The organism is Kitasatospora sp. NBC_00070 (assembly GCF_045041205.1).
GTDB lineage: Bacteria > Actinomycetota > Actinomycetes > Streptomycetales > Streptomycetaceae > Kitasatospora.
The window spans coordinates 2,945,996-2,963,025 of record NZ_CP108247.1; the positions used below are offsets into that span (position 1 = coordinate 2,945,996).

Sequence of the window (17,030 nt, forward strand, 5' to 3'; positions counted from 1 at the left end):
CACCGGGAATCCTGCCGCCCACCCCCACCGCCACGCCTCCCTCCCGGGAGCGGTCCCGTCCCCTCCCCCACCCGGGGGAGGGGACGCCGCCGGGCGGTCACAGGTCCACGTAGTCCAGCGGGATCTCCCGGTAGCTCTCCACCTCCTTGGGGATCTGCAGGGACTGCGCCTTCGCGGAGGCGACCATCGACTTGAGCAGACTCTTCAGGGCGTTGGCCAGCGCCTCGCTGTTGCCCTCGCCGTCCTCGGCCGCGAAGGCGGCCGCGGTGGCCACTCTGGCGAGCACCCAGTCCGGCGCGTTGGCGAAGCCGTACGAGATGATGTGCGGGTGCGGCTTCCAGGCCGCGTCGGTCAGATCGTCCAACTGCCCCTGCCAGGACCCGGCCGGCTTGTCGGTCGGGATGCCGTCGGTGAGCAGGAAGACCACCGGACGCAGCACCCGGGAGCCGCGCGCGGTGAGCGCGACGATGTCCGCGTCGATCTGGTCCCGGAGCGCGCTGAACAGCGGTCCGAAGTTGGTCATCCCACCGCAGCTGACGGTGGGCAGGCTGGTGATCGCCTGGAACTCGGTGAGCTTGCTGACGAAGTGCGGCTGGCTGTTGAAGGACACCACCGACAGCTGGATGAACTCCTTGACCTGCGGCTCCATCGCGATCACGTCGTAGATGTGCATCAGCGCGTCGTTGAGTTGCTGCTCGTGCGGCCGCATCGAGCTGGAGGTGTCCAGCACCAGATAGGTCGGCAACACCTTGGACTGGTAGCCGGTGCCGCCGAGGACGGGTGCGGTCATGTCGTTGCTCCTTACCGAGGGTCGAGAAATGACGGAGGGTCAGATCCAGCCGAGCAGCCGGGCCGCGAACCAGCCGGCCGTGCCGGTGAGCACCAGCGCGGCCAGCACCTTCCCCCGGCCGGCCTTCGGGGCGGGTGGCTTCGCCGCGTTCCGCCGGGCGGCGGCCCGGCCCGAGGTCGTCGGGGTGCCGACCGAGGTACGGAGCGGGGTGCCAGGCTGCCCGGCCCGGGGCCGGGCCGGCGAGGTACGGGTGCCCGGCGGAGTGACCGTCGGGCGGCCGGCCGGCGTCGGCCGCCGCGCCGTCCCGGACCGGACGCCGCCGACCCGGCGGGCGCCCGTCACGTTCGCGCTGCCCGTCCCGGTCGCGGTCCGGCGGGCCGGGCCGCCGGCCAGCGCGGCGTGCAGCTCGGCCGCCGACGGTCTGCGGCCGGCCTCCTGGACGGTGAGCACCTGGCGCAGCAGACCGGCCAGTTCACCCTTCGGTTCGGGCAGCGCCCCGCACGCCTTCACCGGGTCGCCGCGCTCCCCGGTCAGGCAGCGGACGGTGAGCATCGCGAGCTTGTACCGGTCGCAGTACACGTCCAGCCTCGGCCGCCGGGACACCGGGTAGAGCGGATCGGCCCAGCCCGGCGACTCCACCCAGGGGCGGGAGCCGAAACCGCAGGAGTCCATGTCGATCAGGTAGCCGCTGCCGTCCTGGCACCAGAAGGCGTTCCGGTAGGACCAGTCGCCGTAGACCAGCCCGTGCCGGTCCAGCAGCGCCCCGACCGCCAGGAAGCTCTCGGCCACCTGCCGCCTGGTCTGCCCGCTCGCTTCGCCCACACCGCCCGTGCGCTGGTCGGCGGTGCTCTGCGCCAGCCAGTCGACGGTCAGCTGCCGGGGGTCCGAGCGCCGGCCGCCGGGCAGGTTGATCCGGGCGTTCAGGAAGCGGTCCTCGGCCTTCGGCAGCAGCACCCCGACGGTCCGCCCCGACTCGACGATCCGGGAGGCCGGCCAGGAGGTGCAGCGGTCCAGCAGGCCCCGGTCGTCCGGCCCCATCCCGGCCGGCGCGGCCACCAGCCGCCCCAGCTCGGCGGCCGCCGGGCCGGTCAGCGGATCCCGGTAGACCTTGGCGATCCAGCCCGGCCACCGGCTCGGCTCGTACACCCGCTTCGACTCGCCGTCGTCCGAACTGATCTCCCGCCCCGCCCGGCCCACCCCGTCCAACGGCGTCTCCGGCCCGAACGGACGGTCGGACCATCCCGTCATCGCCGCTCACCCCGGTCCGTGGCACCGCACCAGACCACCACGGCGGTCCGGTCGTCGTTGAACTGGCTCTCCTCGTACCCGACCTCCAGCAGGAACCGCGCCACTGGCGGCGGTGCTGCCCACCGCTCAGCGAACCAGCCTTCGGCGCCGGGCAGTTGGCCGAACACGTCGGACACCCCGTCGGTCATCAGCGCGAGCACGTCGCCCGGGCCCAGGGTGTACAGCCGCTGCTGCGCCGCGTCCGGCTCGTGCGGCAGGAAGTGCGCCACCCGCCCGGCGTCGAACCCTGACTTGTCGTCACCGATCAGCCGGTCCCAGCCGGTCGGGTGCCGTCGCCAGGCGCTCACGTCGGCGATCGCGGCCAGCCAGGCCAGCCGGGTGCCGTCCACCCTCGGCCGGGCCTCGACCACCGCCACCACCAGCACCGCGCGGACCTGGTCCGCCGTCCAGCCGCGCTGCTCGGCCGCGCCGAGCATCTGCCCGGCGGCGGCCCGGAACGGCACCGTCGCCGCCAACTGCTCGATCCCGGCGCCCTGGTCCAGCGCCGCCCGCAGCGCACCGACCGCCGCCGTGACGGCGACGTTGGCGCCGACCTCGGCGTGCTCGCTGTCCGACATGCCGTCGGCGACCGCGATCACCAGGTGGCGCTGCGCCGTGTCCTGCCCGAGCCGGTAGGCGTCCTGCCGGGGCTGCCCGGCCGCGTCGCAGCGGTGCCCGGGGCCGACCACCGAGGCGGCCAGCACGGTGAGGTCGCCCAGCGTGGCCCGGTCCGCCGCGATCCCGGACGGCGCCGGGCGCCCCGGCAGCCGCCAGGGCGCGGCGGCCGTCTGGGACGGCCGCCCCAGCACCGGGAAGTCGAACACCGACCCGACCGGATCGGGACGCCGTACGGGCTGCGGTGGTACGGGCCGGCGCGGTACGGGCTGCGGCGGTACCGGCTGGGGTGCCGGGTCCGCCGGCCGCTCCCCGCCCGGGGCCGCCGACGCGGGTGGCGCCGGCGTCGGTGGCACCACCGCCTCCGGAGCAGGCTCCTCCTGCCCCCTGGACCGGGCCGCGCTCGCCCGCTGGACGGCGACCAGTACGGCCGCCCCCGCCGTCAGCAGCGCACCCGACACCCCGACCGCGAACCCCTTGGCACCCGCCATGGCTCCTCCGAACCCGATCATCAGAGCGGCCACCACCAGGGTGCTGACCGCCAGCCGTACCTGGGAGCGGCGCCCCGGTGCACGCGCACCGGACCGCCGGTGCCCGACGCCCGTCATCTCGACCCGTCTCCGGGCTTGGGCCGGTGCTGACCCACCGGCCGCTGACCGGTGACGTTCCCGTTCACCGGCCCGGTGACAGGCGCGGCGCCCGGCGCGGGGGCGGTCCCGGGCGCCGGTGCGATGGGCGTCGCCGGAGCCGGCGGCGCGAGCTCCCAGGGGGCGGGCGGCGCGGCCGGCTGCGGCGGCAGCGTCACCGTCGGCAGCGCGGGCGGCACCGCCCCGGGCAGCGCGTGCAGGCCGGCCTGTCCGGTCGGGGTGCGCATCAGCGTCTGCCACATCTCCTGGACGTCGGCGGGCTGGATGTACTTCTGCTCGACCAGGCTGTTGAACAGCGCCAGCTTCCGGTCGTTGTCCAACTGGGCCTGGTTGGAAGCCTCCTGGAGGATCGACCGCATGTCGCCCTGGTTCTGGGCGATCAGGTAGACCAGCAGCCCGTTGTCCTGGGAGGCCGCCGCCTTGATCACCTCGGCCCGGAGCCCGAGCAGCTTGGCCTGCCCCTCCTGGAGGGCCTGCTCGATGACCAACCGCCCCTGCAGCTGGTCCAGTTCCACGTTCTGCAGGGTCGGCGCCTTGACGATGCTCTCGGTCTCCGCGCTGAAGCCGACGTGCAGGATCAGCGAGGCCACCGTGAGCCCGTGCTGGGCCAACGGCAGCTCCTTGCCGCCGTACGAGCTCTCCAGGTACTGCTGGACCTGGGCGTCCTGCTGCACCGGGAACCGTCTGGTCCCGTTGCGCAGCACGGCGTTCAGCTCCTGCCGCACCACGGCGTCCCCCGCCGCGCTGTCGTTGACGCCGCGCCGGACCACCATCGCCGGGTCGGCCACCCGCCAGATCGCGTGCATGGTGGCGTGGAACCGGAAGCCGGGCGTGGCGCTCTCCAACTGCTCCTGCCAGCTGACCCGGTGGTCCGACAGGTCCACGTCGTAGCGGTGGCTGTAGCGCCCCGCCTGCCAGTACGTGGGCAGCCGGTCGAGCTGTTGGAAGTCCCCGCTGCCACCGCTGAACACGGTGGCCCGGGTGGGGACCGGACGCGTCCCCCGATCGCCGCGGGTGACCGGGAAGGGTCCGAGCACCAGCTGTCCGCTGTCGCTGATCGGTCGCCCCTGGGGCGGCACCGGGTAGTTCATGGCTGACGCTTCCTCTCGTCCAGTCGGTGGCCGACCTCCGCCGACACCAGCGGCAGCCCGGCCCCGTCGGGGTTGTTCCACTGCCCGGCCAGGTGGCGGAGCAGCCGCTCGGTACGGGGCGACACCTCGGCGGCCCTGGCCAGCAGCCGCCCCAGCGCCCGGCGCCCGGCCGGGTCGGTCTCCAACTGCCGGGCCCAGCTGCCGAGGCAGCTCTGCGCGACCTCCCAGCTGTCGGCCGAGCCGAGCACCGCCGCCCAGAGCTCGGCGAGCTCCGACTGCCGGACCGGATCGGCCGCCGACACCGCCAGCAGGGTGGGCCACCGGCCCGGGTCGGCGGACCGCGCCGGGCGGTTCTCCACCAGGTCCACCGCCACGTACAGGAAGGAGAGTTCGCCCACCAGCCGGCGCTGCGGGTCGGTGCCGAGCACCCAGTACCTGAGCAGTTGGAGCACCTCCCGGCGGTGCCGCTCCTCCCCGGTGGCGAACTGGTCCGCCAGGGTGCGGAAGAGCGCGTCCATCACCTCGACGTCCTCGGTGCCCGCCAGGTCGTGCAGCAGGCGCAGCGCGGCGCCCCCCGGCTGGTCGAGCAGCACCCGCCAGGAGCGGGCCGCGGTGGCCCGGAACTCCTCGTCCGCTTCCGCCGACGCCCAGGAGCGCACCACCTCCCGGACCGGCTCGCCCAGTTCGGGCGCCTCGGCGGCGGTGTTCAGCGCGGTGGCGGCCGCCTCGCGCTGCAACTCGTCCGCCGAACCGGCCCAGGCATCGAGCACGGTGGCGCGGAGCAGGTCGAAGGAGCCGACCGCGAGCACCCCGGCGGCCACCGCGGCCCGGACCCGGACCGACACCAGCTCGTGCCGCGCGCACTCCCGGAGCCAGGCCAGCACCGCCGAGCGGTGGTCGTCGTACTCGTCCCAGAAGTGCAGCAGCAGCTCCCGCTGCCGCCCGGGCGCCCGGAACCTGACGATCATTCCGGGCGCCGTGCCGTGCCGGGAGGCCACCTCGCCGGGCACCACCTCGGCTCCCAGCAGCTCCAGCCGCCGGCGCCGGCTGGACTGCAGCGCCGTGGACCTGTCCCGCTCGCGCCGGACCTCGTCGGCCGGCGGCTGGAGCCGCCGCTTCAACGCCTCGGCGAGCAGCGACACGGTCTCGTAGGGCTCCCCCGCCAGGACCGAGAGCGCCACCCCCAGCGCCTGGGTCTGCAGGTCCGGCAGCTCCCGGAACCACTCGTCCAGGTCCTGGCTCAGGCCGCTCCACCGGCGCAGCAGCAGCCAGCCCTCCAAGTCGCCCCCCGGCAGCTCGACGTCGGCCAGCAGCGCGCCGAGTTCGGCGGCCGCCGACAGCGGGGTGAAGGCGTCCAGCCGCTCCGCCAGCACCCGCCGCACGTCCGGCCGGGCCAGCACCGCGTCGGCCCGGTCCGCCCCGGCACCGAGGCCCCAGGCCAGGTGGGCCCGGACCACGTCCTGGTGCGCGGGTGTCCGGGTGAGCGCGAACAGCTCCTTGCCGGGGTGCTGGAAGGACTCCGGCAGCACCACCACCAACCGGCACTGCTCGGCGGCCAGTTCGGCGGCCAGCCGGGCCAGCAGGAAGGGGTCGAGCCGGTTGATCGCCGGACCGGACAGGCCGGTGAGCAGATAGCCGGTGCCCGGGGTGAGGTCCGCCCGGCCCAGCGCGCCGAGGTCGGTCTCCGGCGCCAGCATCGCCAGCGCCGAGGCACCGCCCGCCAGCAGCAGCCGCCAGCCCACCGCCGTACGGCCGCTGCCGGGCCGCCCCCGGAGCAGCAGCAGCCGCTGCCCCTGGGCGCCCTGGGCCAGGTCGGGGTAGTCGCCGGACTGGACGAAGGTGGCCTTCACCTCCGCCACCTGACGCGCCTCCAGCTGGTAACTACGCAGCTGGGAGCGGCTGTTCAGGACCCGGAAGTCGTAGTAGTTGCCGCCGTTCACCGTGCCACCGGTGATCTGCACGCCGTTGACCGAGGCCAGCCCGGCCTTGGCCTCGCGCTCCACCTCCCGGCGCTCACCGGCCGAACCGGCCTGCCCGGCCTGCGCCAGCACCCCCCTGGCCGCCCGCTGACGGCCGGTCAGCTCTTCTCCACCGGCCGGGTGCCCCGCCACCGGGTCGGGCTCGGCCTGCACCGGGACCGCCCCGCCCTGGTCGCCCTTGCCCGCCTGCTGTGGTGTGCTCACCACTGCTGCGCTCCGCCCCGGTGGTCGTTGTAGTTGCCGCCGTGCACCGTGCCGCCGTTGATCTGCACCCCGTGCACCGTGCCGTACCCGGCCGGCGGCCGGCCCGGCTCACCGGCGGCGGGCGCCGACCCCGGGTCCGGGTCCGGGAGTACGGCGAGCTCGGGCAGGTCCGGCGGGCTGGCGTAGCCCGGCACCCGGATCCAGGCCCGGGTGTCCACCTCCTTGGCCTGGAACGCGACCGGGCGGAAGGAGTCCGGCTCGACCTCCTGGTGGCCCTGCCTGATCACCGCGCGGTGCCACTCCTCGGTGACCGCGAGCACCAGGTGGGCCTTCTCGGCGGCCTTCAGGGTGTCCTTCAGTGCCGGCAGGTCGACCAGCCGGCAGGCGGTGTTCAACTCCGTTCCGGCCCAGCCGTGTTCGTCCCCGGTCACATCGCCCGCGTGCAGCGAGACCCGGAGCCGCAGGGCCGCCTCGGCGCTGCTCAGGCGCGCGTAGGTGGCCAGCCCGAACCGCAGGTGGGCGATGAACCGACCGCTCAGGTCCACCTTGGGCGCGTCCGCGGCGAGCAGCCAGAACGCCCCGTCCCCCCGGTCCTGGCTGTCCTGCCCCAGCTCGATCCCGGCCTCCTCGGCGGCGCTGCCGACGATCCGGTAGACCTGCTGCCTGAGCCAGAGCTGCGTGCTGTCGGTCCGGGCGCCGAAGCCCTGGGCGTCCACCACGAGAATCGGCCGGTACTGAGCTTTCTGGGACATCGGTTCGTTCCTCTCGAATGTCGCGGCAACCGCACCGGCCGCCCCCCTCCTCGGCCGACCGGCCCGGCCGGTACGGCTGCCTGACCTCATCGAAGGCGCAGACTCCGAAGCTGTCCGCGTCGGATGACGCACTCGGACCTTGCTTTTCGGTCACGTACCCGAGGCGCCGGACGACCAGCCGACCAGCGCCACCGGATCCACCACCAGCACCATGCCCCGGGACGTCACCACCAGTCCCGCTTCGCCGAGTTGGCGCAGTACCCGCACCACGGACTCCCGGGACGACCCGGCCGCCCCCGCCAACTCCTGCTGGGTGACGGCCAGTCGACGCGCCGGGCTGCCGGCCGGCGCCCCGGGCACCGGCGTGCCGTACCGGCCGGCCAGCCGGGCCAGCGCCAACGCGGTGCGCACGGACGCCGACCGGGCGCCGAAGTCCCCCCGCTGGCCGTCCGCGTCCCGCAGCCGCCAGGCCACCATCCGGAGCACCGCCAGCGCCAGGCCGTCCTGCTGCCCGAGCAGCGCCTCGAACCGGGCCACCGGCACGGCCACCCCCGCCACCGAGCCCATCGCGGTCGCGGTCGCCGAGCGCGGTCCGCCGTCCACGCAGGAGAGTTCGCCCACCAGTTCGCCGGGGCCGCGGAGCGCCAGCAGACTGGTGTAGCCGGTGGCGGACTCGGAGGTGATCTTCACCAGACCGCGTTCCAGCAGCAGCACCCGGTCCGCCGGCTCACCCTCCCGCATCAGGACGGTGCCCCGGCGCCAGATGTGCACGGATCCCGCCGCGCGCAGCACCTTGATCCAGGTCGGAGACAACCCCCTTGCGGGGCTCGGCAGTTCATCCGGTACGAGCTCAGGTGTCCGCGACACCCTCGAAGTGCCCACACTGCGCCCCTTCTGACGGCCCCGCATACGCTACGGCCAAATCACCCCCGGTGTGCCGGGTTTGACGCAGACATCCGGCCCGGGAACGGCTATCAAGGATTCCGTCGGTGCGAGCCCGACACCCGAACACCGACGGAGGGGACACACCATGGGAATCCCGGCACCGGCCGGCCAGGTCACCGGCGAGCCGGCCGAGACCGGCGAGGGCGGCGGCGTCCAGCGGGCCGACCCGCTGGAGACCGCCTGGCGGATCCACGCCGTCCTGGCGGACTGGACCGGGAAGGTGGACGGAAAGGCCGCCTTCGCCCTCAGCATCGAGTCGGCGGCCCTGGCCGGGCTGCTCGCGATGAGCGGGGAGGGCCGCCAGCTGGACCGGGTGCACGGCACCCTCGGCCTGACCGCGCTGTGGGCCGGCGTCGCCCTGGTGACGGCCGGGCTGCTGCTCGCGGTCGCCGTGGTCAGCCCCCGGACCGGCAGCCACCGTCCGGCCCCCGACTCGGAGGCGAGCTTCGTCTTCTTCGGCCACCTGCGGCACTGGTCGCCGGAGCGGCTGGCCGAGGCGCTCCGCAGCCAGGACCCGCTCCCGGTGCTCAGCCGTCAGCTGATCACCATGGCCGAGGTGGCCTGGCGCAAGCACCAGCTGGTCCGGGCCTCGCTGGCCACCGCCGTGCTCGGGGTCTGCCTGGTCGCCCTCGCGGTGCTGCTCGGCGGGTGAGACGCCGCAGGGCGGCCACCCCGTGTGGGGTGACCGCCCTGCGTGCGATCAGGTGACCGTGACTCAGCCGGTGTAGGGGCCGTAGTCGTAGTCGTCCAGCGGAACCGCCTGGCCGGAGCCGGCGCTGAACGGCGACAGGTCGTAGTCGTCGTAGCCGACGGCCGAGTACATCGCGGCCTTGGCCTCTTCGGTGGGCTCGACCCGGATGTTGCGGTAGCGGGGCAGACCCGTACCGGCCGGGATGAGCTTACCGAGGATGACGTTCTCCTTGAGGCCAAGGAGCGGGTCCGACTTGGCGTGGATCGCCGCGTCGGTGAGCACCCGGGTGGTCTCCTGGAAGGAGGCCGCCGACAGCCAGGACTCGGTGGCCAGCGAGGCCTTGGTGATACCCATCAGCTGCGGACGACCGGAGGCGGGGTGACCGCCCTCGGAGACCACGCGACGGTTCTCGGTCTCGAAGCGACCACGCTCGACGAGCTCGCCCGGGAGCAGCTCGGCGTCGCCCGACTCGATGATCGTCACGCGGCGGAGCATCTGCCGGATGATGATCTCGATGTGCTTGTCGTGGATCGACACACCCTGCGAGTTGTAGACCTTCTGGACCTCGGCTACCAGGTGGATCTGGACGGCACGCTGGCCCATGATGCGCAGGACGTCGTGCGGGTTCATCGTGCCGGCGGTCAGCTTCTGGCCGACCGCGACCGCCTCGCCCTCGGAGACCAGCAGCTTGATGCGCTTGGAGATCGGGTAGGCGATCTCGTCGCTGCCGTCGTCGGGGGTGACGACGAGCTTGCGGGTCTTCTCGGTGTCCTCGATCCGGACCCGGCCCTGAGCCTCGGCAACCGGGGCCACACCCTTGGGGGTACGGGCCTCGAAGAGCTCGACGACACGGGGCAGACCCTGCGTGATGTCGTCACCGGCCACACCACCGGTGTGGAAGGTACGCATCGTCAGCTGGGTACCGGGCTCACCGATGGACTGGGCGGCGATGATGCCGACCGCCTCACCGATGTCGACCAGCTTGCCGGTGGCCAGCGAACGGCCGTAGCAGAAGGCACAGGTGCCGACTGCCGACTCACAGGTCAGGATCGAGCGGGTCTTGACCTCGCTGATGCCGTGGCGGATCAGCTCGTCGATCAGGACGTCACCGAGGTCGGTGTTCGCGGTGGCCAGCAGCTTGCCGTCCACCGTGATGTCCTCGGCCAGCATGCGGGCGTAGACGCTGGTCTCGACGTCGTCCGTCTTGCGCAGGACGCCGTTCTCGACCACACCGATCGCCAGCTTGAGGCCGCGCTCGGTGCCGCAGTCCTCCTCGCGGATGATGACGTCCTGGGAGACGTCGACCAGACGACGGGTCAGGTAACCGGAGTCGGCGGTACGCAGCGCGGTGTCGGCCAGACCCTTACGGGCACCGTGGGTGGAGATGAAGTACTCCAGCACGGTGAGACCCTCACGGAACGACGCCTTGATCGGCCGCGGGATGGTCTCGTTCTTCGCGTTCGACACCAGACCACGCATACCGGCGATCTGACGCATCTGCATCATGTTTCCTCGAGCGCCCGAGTCCACCATCATGAAGATGGGGTTCGTCTTCTCGAAGTTGGCGTTCATCGCCTCGGCGACCTCGTTGGTCGCCCGGGTCCAGATGCCGATGAGCTCGCTCTTGCGCTCCTCGTTGGTGATCAGGCCGCGCTCGTACTGACGCTGCACCTTCTCGGCCTGGGCCTCGTAGCCCTCGAGGATCTGCGGCTTGTTCGGCGGGACCACGACGTCGGAGATCGACACCGTGACACCCGAGCGGGTGGCCCAGTGGAAACCGGCCGCCTTCAGGTTGTCCAGGGTCGCCGCCACGACGACCTTGGGGTACCGCTCGGCCAGGTCGTTGACGATCGCGGAGAGCTGCTTCTTGCCCACCTCGTAGTCGACGAACGGGTAGTCCTCGGGCAGCAGCTCGTTGAAGAGCGCGCGGCCCAGGGTGGTCTTCAGGCGGAAGGACTCGCCCTCGAACCAGGTCGACTGACCGTCCTCGTCGACCGGCGGGGTCCAGCCACGGGGCGGGACGGTGCCGATCGGCAGGCGGATGTCGATCACGGCCTGGACGTCGATCTGCTTGGCGTCGAAGGCCATCACGGCCTCGGCGGCGGAGGTGAAGGAACGGCCACCGCCCTTCACCTTCTCCCGGTCCGAGGTCAGGAAGAACAGACCGAGCACCATGTCCTGGGTCGGCATGGTGACGGGGCGACCGTCGGCCGGCTTCAGGATGTTGTTCGAGGACAGCATCAGGATGCGGGCCTCGGCCTGCGCCTCCGCGGAGAGCGGCAGGTGGACGGCCATCTGGTCACCGTCGAAGTCCGCGTTGAACGCGGTGCAGACGAGCGGGTGGATCTGGATGGCCTTGCCCTCGACCAGCTGGGGCTCGAAGGCCTGGATGCCGAGGCGGTGCAGGGTGGGTGCACGGTTCAGCAGCACCGGGTGCTCGGCGATGACCTCTTCGAGGACGTCCCACACCACGGGGCGGGCGCGCTCGACCATGCGCTTCGCCGACTTGATGTTCTGCGCGTGGTTGAGGTCCACCAGGCGCTTCATCACGAACGGCTTGAAGAGCTCCAGCGCCATGGCCTTCGGCAGACCGCACTGGTGCAGCTTGAGCTGCGGGCCGACGACGATGACCGAACGGGCCGAGTAGTCGACTCGCTTGCCGAGCAGGTTCTGACGGAAACGACCCTGCTTGCCCTTCAGCATGTCGCTGAGGGACTTCAGCGGACGGTTGCCGGGGCCCGTGACCGGGCGACCACGACGGCCGTTGTCGAAGAGGGCGTCGACCGCCTCCTGGAGCATCCGCTTCTCGTTGTTCACGATGATCTCGGGGGCACCGAGGTCGAGCAGACGCTTCAGACGGTTGTTGCGGTTGATCACGCGGCGGTACAGGTCGTTCAGGTCGGAGGTCGCGAAGCGGCCACCGTCCAGCTGCACCATCGGACGCAGGTCCGGCGGGATGACCGGGACGCAGTCCAGCACCATGCCGTTGGGCTTGTTGGTGGTCTGCAGGAAGGCGGAGACGACCTTGAGGCGCTTGAGCGCCCGGGTCTTCTTCTGGCCCTTGCCGGTCCGGATGATCTCGCGCAGGCGCTCGGACTCCTCGGCGAGGTCGAACGTCTCCAGGCGGTCCTTGAGCGCCGCGGCGCCCATCGAGCCGGAGAAGTACGTGCCGAAGCGGTCGCGCAGCTCGCGGTAGAGCAGCTCGTCGCCCTCGAGGTCCTGGACCTTGAGGTTCTTGAAGCGCGCCCAGACCTCGTCCAGACGGTCCAGCTCGCGCTGCGCACGGTCGCGCAGCTGCTTCATCTCGCGCTCGGCACCCTCGCGCACCTTGCGGCGCACGTCGGCCTTGGCGCCCTCGGCCTCGAGCTCGGCCAGGTCGGTCTCGGCCTTCTTGGCACGGGCCTCGAGGTCGGAGTCGCGGCGGTTCTCGATCTGCTGACGCTCGACCGAGACATGCGCCTCCAGGGACGGGAGGTCGCGCTGGCGACGCTCGTCGTCCACCCAGGTGATCATGTAGGCGGCGAAGTAGATGACCTTCTCGAGGTCCTTCGGCGCCAGGTCGAGCAGGTAGCCGAGGCGGCTGGGGACACCCTTGAAGTACCAGATGTGGGTGACCGGCGCGGCCAGCTCGATGTGGCCCATCCGCTCACGACGCACCTTGGCGCGAGTGACCTCGACGCCACAGCGCTCACAGATGATGCCCTTGAAGCGGACGCGCTTGTACTTGCCGCAGTAGCACTCCCAGTCCCGGGTGGGGCCGAAGATCTTCTCGCAGAAGAGCCCGTCCTTTTCCGGCTTCAGGGTGCGGTAGTTGATGGTCTCCGGCTTCTTGACCTCGCCGTGGGACCACTGGCGGATGTCGTCGGCGGTCGCGAGGCCGATGCGGAGCTCGTCGAAGAAGTTGACGTCAAGCACTGGTCGTCAAGCCCTCTTTCGTAAGTCGAAAGGTGTTCATCTGGTCTGAGGGGGCCTGGGGGCGGGCCGGCCACACGTGGTGGCCGACCCAACCTCCGTCAGACCTCTTCGACGCTGCTCGGCTCGCGCCGGGACAGGTCAATGCCGAGCTCCTCGGCGGCACGGAAGACGTCCTCGTCGGAGTCCCGCATCTCAATGGACTGGCCGTCCGAGGACAGCACCTCCACGTTGAGGCAGAGCGACTGCATTTCCTTGATGAGCACCTTGAAGGACTCGGGAATGCCCGGCTCGGGGATGTTCTCGCCCTTGACGATGGCCTCGTAGACCTTCACCCGGCCGAGAACGTCGTCGGACTTGATGGTGAGGAGTTCCTGCAGCGCGTAGGCGGCGCCGTACGCCTCAAGGGCCCACACCTCCATCTCACCGAATCGCTGACCACCGAACTGCGCCTTACCACCGAGCGGCTGCTGGGTGATCATCGAGTACGGACCGGTCGAACGGGCGTGGAGCTTGTCGTCGACCAGGTGGTGCAGCTTCAGGATGTACATGTAACCGACCGAGACCGGCATCGGGAACGGCTCGCCGGAGCGGCCGTCGTAGAGCCGGGCCTTGCCGGTGGAGTTCACCAGGCGCTCACCGTCACGGGTGAGGGTGGTGTGGTCCAGCAGGCCGGTGATCTCGTCCTCGCGGGCGCCGTCGAAGACCGGGGTGGCCAGGTTGGTGCCACCCTCGACCTTGTCCGCGCCGATCACCTGCAGGCGCTGGGCCCACTCCTCGGCGAGGCCGGAGACGTCCCAGCCCTGCTTGGCGAGCCACCCGAGGTGGATCTCCAGGACCTGGCCCGGGTTCATTCGGGACGGGACACCCAGCGGGTTGAGGATGATGTCGACCGGGGTGCCGTCCTCCAGGAACGGCATGTCCTCGACCGGCAGGATCTTCGAGATGACGCCCTTGTTGCCGTGACGGCCGGCCAGCTTGTCACCGTTGGTGATCTTGCGCTTCTGCGCCACGTAGACGCGGACCAGCTGGTTCACGCCCGGGGGCAGCTCGTCGCCCTCTTCGCGGTCGAAGACGCGGACGCCGATGACCTTGCCGGACTCACCGTGCGGCACCTTCAGCGAGGTGTCGCGGACCTCACGGGCCTTCTCGCCGAAGATCGCGCGGAGCAGGCGCTCCTCCGGGGTCAGCTCGGTCTCGCCCTTGGGCGTGACCTTGCCGACCAGGATGTCGCCGGTGACGACGTCCGCACCGATCCGGATGATGCCGCGCTCGTCGAGGTCGGCGAGGACCTCCTCGGAGACGTTCGGGATGTCCCGGGTGATCTCCTCCGGGCCCAGCTTGGTGTCACGGGCGTCGACCTCGTGCTCCTCGATGTGGATCGAGGAGAGGACGTCGTCCTGCACGAGGCGCTGCGACAGGATGATCGCGTCCTCGTAGTTGTGACCCTCCCAGGACATGAACGCCACGAGCAGGTTCTTGCCGAGCGCCATCTCACCCTGGTCGGTGCACGGGCCGTCGGCCAGCACCTGGTTGAGCTCGACCCGGGCGCCCTCGTCGACGAGGACCTTCTGGTTGAAGGAGGTGCCCTGGTTGGAGCGGGTGAACTTGGCGGCGCGGTACGTGGTGTAGGTGCCGTCGTCGTTGGCCACGGTGACGTAGTCGGCCGAGACCTCCTGGACCACACCGGCCTTCTCGGCCACGATCACGTCGGCGGCGTCGACCGCGCAGCGGTACTCCATGCCGGTGCCGACCACGGGTGCCTCGCTCTTCAGCAGCGGCACCGCCTGGCGCATCATGTTGGAGCCCATGAGCGCGCGGTTGGCGTCGTCGTGCTCGAGGAACGGGATCATGGCGGTCGCGACCGACACCATCTGGCGCGGCGAGACGTCCATGTAGTCGATCTCGGTGCCCGGGATGTAGTCGATCTCGCCACCACGGCGGCGGACCAGGACACGCGGCTCGGCGAAGGTCAGCTCGTCGGTCAGCGGGGCGTTGGCCTGCGCGATGACGTAGCGGTCCTCCTCGTCTGCCGTGAGGTAGTCGACCGCCTCGGTCACGACACCGTCGATGACCTTCCGGTACGGGGTCTCGATGAAGCCGAAGGCGTTCACCCGGCCGTAGGACGCGAGCGAGCCGATCAGACCGATGTTCGGGCCTTCGGGGGTCTCGATCGGACACATGCGGCCGTAGTGCGAGGGGTGCACGTCACGGACCTCGAAGCCGGCCCGCTCACGGGACAGACCACCGGGGCCGAGCGCGGACAGACGACGCTTGTGGGTCAGACCCGAGAGCGGGTTCGTCTGGTCCATGAACTGCGACAGCTGGCTGGTGCCGAAGAACTCCTTGATGGAGGCGACGACCGGCCGGATGTTGATCAGGGTCTGCGGCGTGATCGCCTCGACGTCCTGGGTGGTCATGCGCTCGCGCACGACGCGCTCCATACGGGCGAGACCCGTACGGACCTGGTTCTGGATCAGCTCGCCGACGTTGCGCAGACGACGGTTGCCGAAGTGGTCGATGTCATCGACCTCCACGACGATGTCGCGGCCCTCGTCGTCCCGCCAGTCGGTCTCGCCCGCGTGCAGCTTCACCAGGTACTTGATCGCACCGATGATGTCGGGCTCGGTGAGCACGCCGGAGTCCAGCGACTCGGCGTTGCCCAGCTTGCGGTTGACCTTGTAACGGCCGACCTTGGCGAGGTCGTAGCGCTTCGGGTTGAAGTAGAGGTTCTCCAGAAGCGTCTGCGCGGCCTCGCGGGTCGGCGGCTCGCCGGGGCGCAGCTTGCGGTAGATGTCGAGCAGCGCGTCGTCCTGGCCCTGGGTGTGGTCCTTCTCCAGGGTGGCGCGCATCGACTCGTACTCGCCGAACTCCTCGAGAATCATCTCGTTGGTCCAGCCGAGGGCCTTCAGCAGTACGGTGACCGACTGCTTGCGCTTGCGGTCGATGCGGACACCGACCATGTCGCGCTTGTCGATCTCCATCTCCAGCCAGGCACCCCGCGAGGGGATCACCTTGCAGGAGTAGATGTCCTTGTCGGAGACCTTGTCCAGGGTGGAGTCGAAGTACACGCCCGGGGAGCGGACCAGCTGCGAGACCACGACACGCTCGGTGCCGTTGATCACGAAGGTGCCCTTGTGGGTCATGAGCGGGAAGTCGCCCATGAAGACCGTCTGGGACTTGATCTCACCGGTCTCGTTGTTGGTGAACTCGGCCGTGACGAAGAGCGGGGCCGCGAACGTGAAGTCGCGGTCCTTGCACTCGTCGATCGAGTTCTTCGGCGGCTCGAAACGGTGGTCGCGGAAGGTCAGCGACATCGACCCACTGAAGTCCTCGATCGGCGAGATCTCTTCGAAGATCTCCTCCAGACCGGACTTGGTGGGGACGTCCTGACCACTCTCCAGGGCCGCCTCGACGCGAGACTTCCAGGCCGCATTGCCGAGGAGCCAGTCAAAGCTCTCGGTCTGCAGGGCCAGGAGGTTCGGGACCTCGAGGGGCTCCTTGATCTTCGCGAACGAGACGCGGAGCGGGGCGGTGGAATTGGCGTTGTTCGAGGCGTTGCGCGGCGCGGCCAAGAGGGGGGTCCTTCCGAGGGCTCGGAGCTCACTGCGCGCATACCGGCCGGCCTCGACGGGCTGACCCCACCCCCGGCGCCGTGGGTCTCAGCCGGGGTGGAAACCCCAGGTCAGAGCCGCTTCGCGGAGGCGGTGCCAGGCCCCTTCAGGGCAATGCTTGCTCCGGGCGACGAGTCACGGGGCAGCTAACAGGCAGCGCAAAGGGACAGTGTAGCCAAAAGGCACACTGCTGACAAGCTCTGATTCGGAGACCGAATCGGAGACTCCCCTCATACCGCTCCGCCGTGCCCCGGACGCTCCGGGCCACCGCACCTCACCAAGAGTCAGTTCCCGTCAGCGGCACCGAATATGCATCCGGAACCGCATCGACCGGTTGGACTCGCCTCCTGGGGGCGCGCCTTGAGAATCGCGCGCCCGCCTGAGTTCGTCAAGGCCCTCACCGGAGTGCGGACCTCGAAGCGTTCATCGTCCGAGCAGGCCACCGCGTTACAGAACCCGTGGTGGGAGCCTCCCCCGAGGACAGCGCTCACCCTACCGGGCCC

At 70.9% G+C, this 17,030-nt stretch carries 10 protein-coding genes; 1 reads left to right on the forward strand and 9 read right to left on the reverse strand.

The annotated features are described in order from the left end of the window. Positions 1-97: 97 nt before the first annotated feature. The 7 genes from OHV05_RS13500 to OHV05_RS13530 form a co-directional block, all read right to left on the reverse strand. Complete coding sequence (locus tag OHV05_RS13500) at positions 98-790, reverse strand: vWA domain-containing protein (protein WP_405017865.1); 693 nt, start codon at positions 788-790, stop codon at positions 98-100. Positions 791-829: 39 nt separating this feature from the next. Beyond that, complete coding sequence (locus OHV05_RS13505) at positions 830-2,038, reverse strand: hypothetical protein (RefSeq protein WP_405017866.1); 1,209 nt, start codon at positions 2,036-2,038, stop codon at positions 830-832. Next, the gene (locus tag OHV05_RS13510; protein ID WP_405017867.1) at positions 2,035-3,300 is read right to left on the reverse strand and encodes a protein phosphatase 2C domain-containing protein; all 1,266 of its coding nucleotides are present in this window, start codon (positions 3,298-3,300) and stop codon (positions 2,035-2,037) included. The genes OHV05_RS13505 and OHV05_RS13510 overlap by 4 nt, the downstream gene beginning before the upstream one ends. Next, entirely contained in the window at positions 3,297-4,430 is a 1,134-nt protein-coding gene (locus OHV05_RS13515) for a hypothetical protein (RefSeq protein WP_405017868.1), read from the reverse strand. Before OHV05_RS13515 ends, OHV05_RS13510 begins: the two co-directional genes overlap by 4 nt. Continuing rightward, positions 4,427-6,613 (reverse strand): hypothetical protein, encoded by a 2,187-nt coding sequence (locus tag OHV05_RS13520; protein WP_405017869.1) that lies wholly within the window; start codon positions 6,611-6,613, stop codon positions 4,427-4,429. The genes OHV05_RS13515 and OHV05_RS13520 overlap by 4 nt, the downstream gene beginning before the upstream one ends. After that, positions 6,610-7,365, reverse strand: a complete 756-nt coding sequence (locus OHV05_RS13525) for a hypothetical protein (protein ID WP_405017870.1) — start codon at positions 7,363-7,365, stop codon at positions 6,610-6,612. Before OHV05_RS13525 ends, OHV05_RS13520 begins: the two co-directional genes overlap by 4 nt. Positions 7,366-7,515: 150 nt before the next feature. Then, positions 7,516-8,178 (reverse strand): Crp/Fnr family transcriptional regulator, encoded by a 663-nt coding sequence (locus tag OHV05_RS13530; protein WP_405017871.1) that lies wholly within the window; start codon positions 8,176-8,178, stop codon positions 7,516-7,518. Between the two features lie 217 nt (positions 8,179-8,395). Here OHV05_RS13530 and OHV05_RS13535 point away from each other — a divergent pair, with 217 nt between their 5' ends. Then, complete coding sequence (locus OHV05_RS13535; protein ID WP_405017872.1) at positions 8,396-8,962, forward strand: Pycsar system effector family protein; 567 nt, start codon at positions 8,396-8,398, stop codon at positions 8,960-8,962. Positions 8,963-9,025: 63 nt separating this feature from the next. On the opposite strand, the gene OHV05_RS13540 is transcribed toward OHV05_RS13535, so the two are convergent. Together OHV05_RS13540 and rpoB are read right to left on the reverse strand one after the other, a co-directional pair. Further along, positions 9,026-12,916: a DNA-directed RNA polymerase subunit beta' gene (locus OHV05_RS13540; protein WP_405017873.1), complete on the reverse strand. Its 3,891-nt coding sequence runs from the start codon at positions 12,914-12,916 to the stop codon at positions 9,026-9,028. A 98-nt stretch (positions 12,917-13,014) separates the two neighbouring features. Continuing rightward, a complete protein-coding gene (gene rpoB / locus OHV05_RS13545) occupies positions 13,015-16,488 on the reverse strand; it encodes a DNA-directed RNA polymerase subunit beta (RefSeq protein WP_403036551.1) in 3,474 nt (1,157 codons plus the stop codon). Positions 16,489-17,030: the final 542 nt, after the last annotated feature.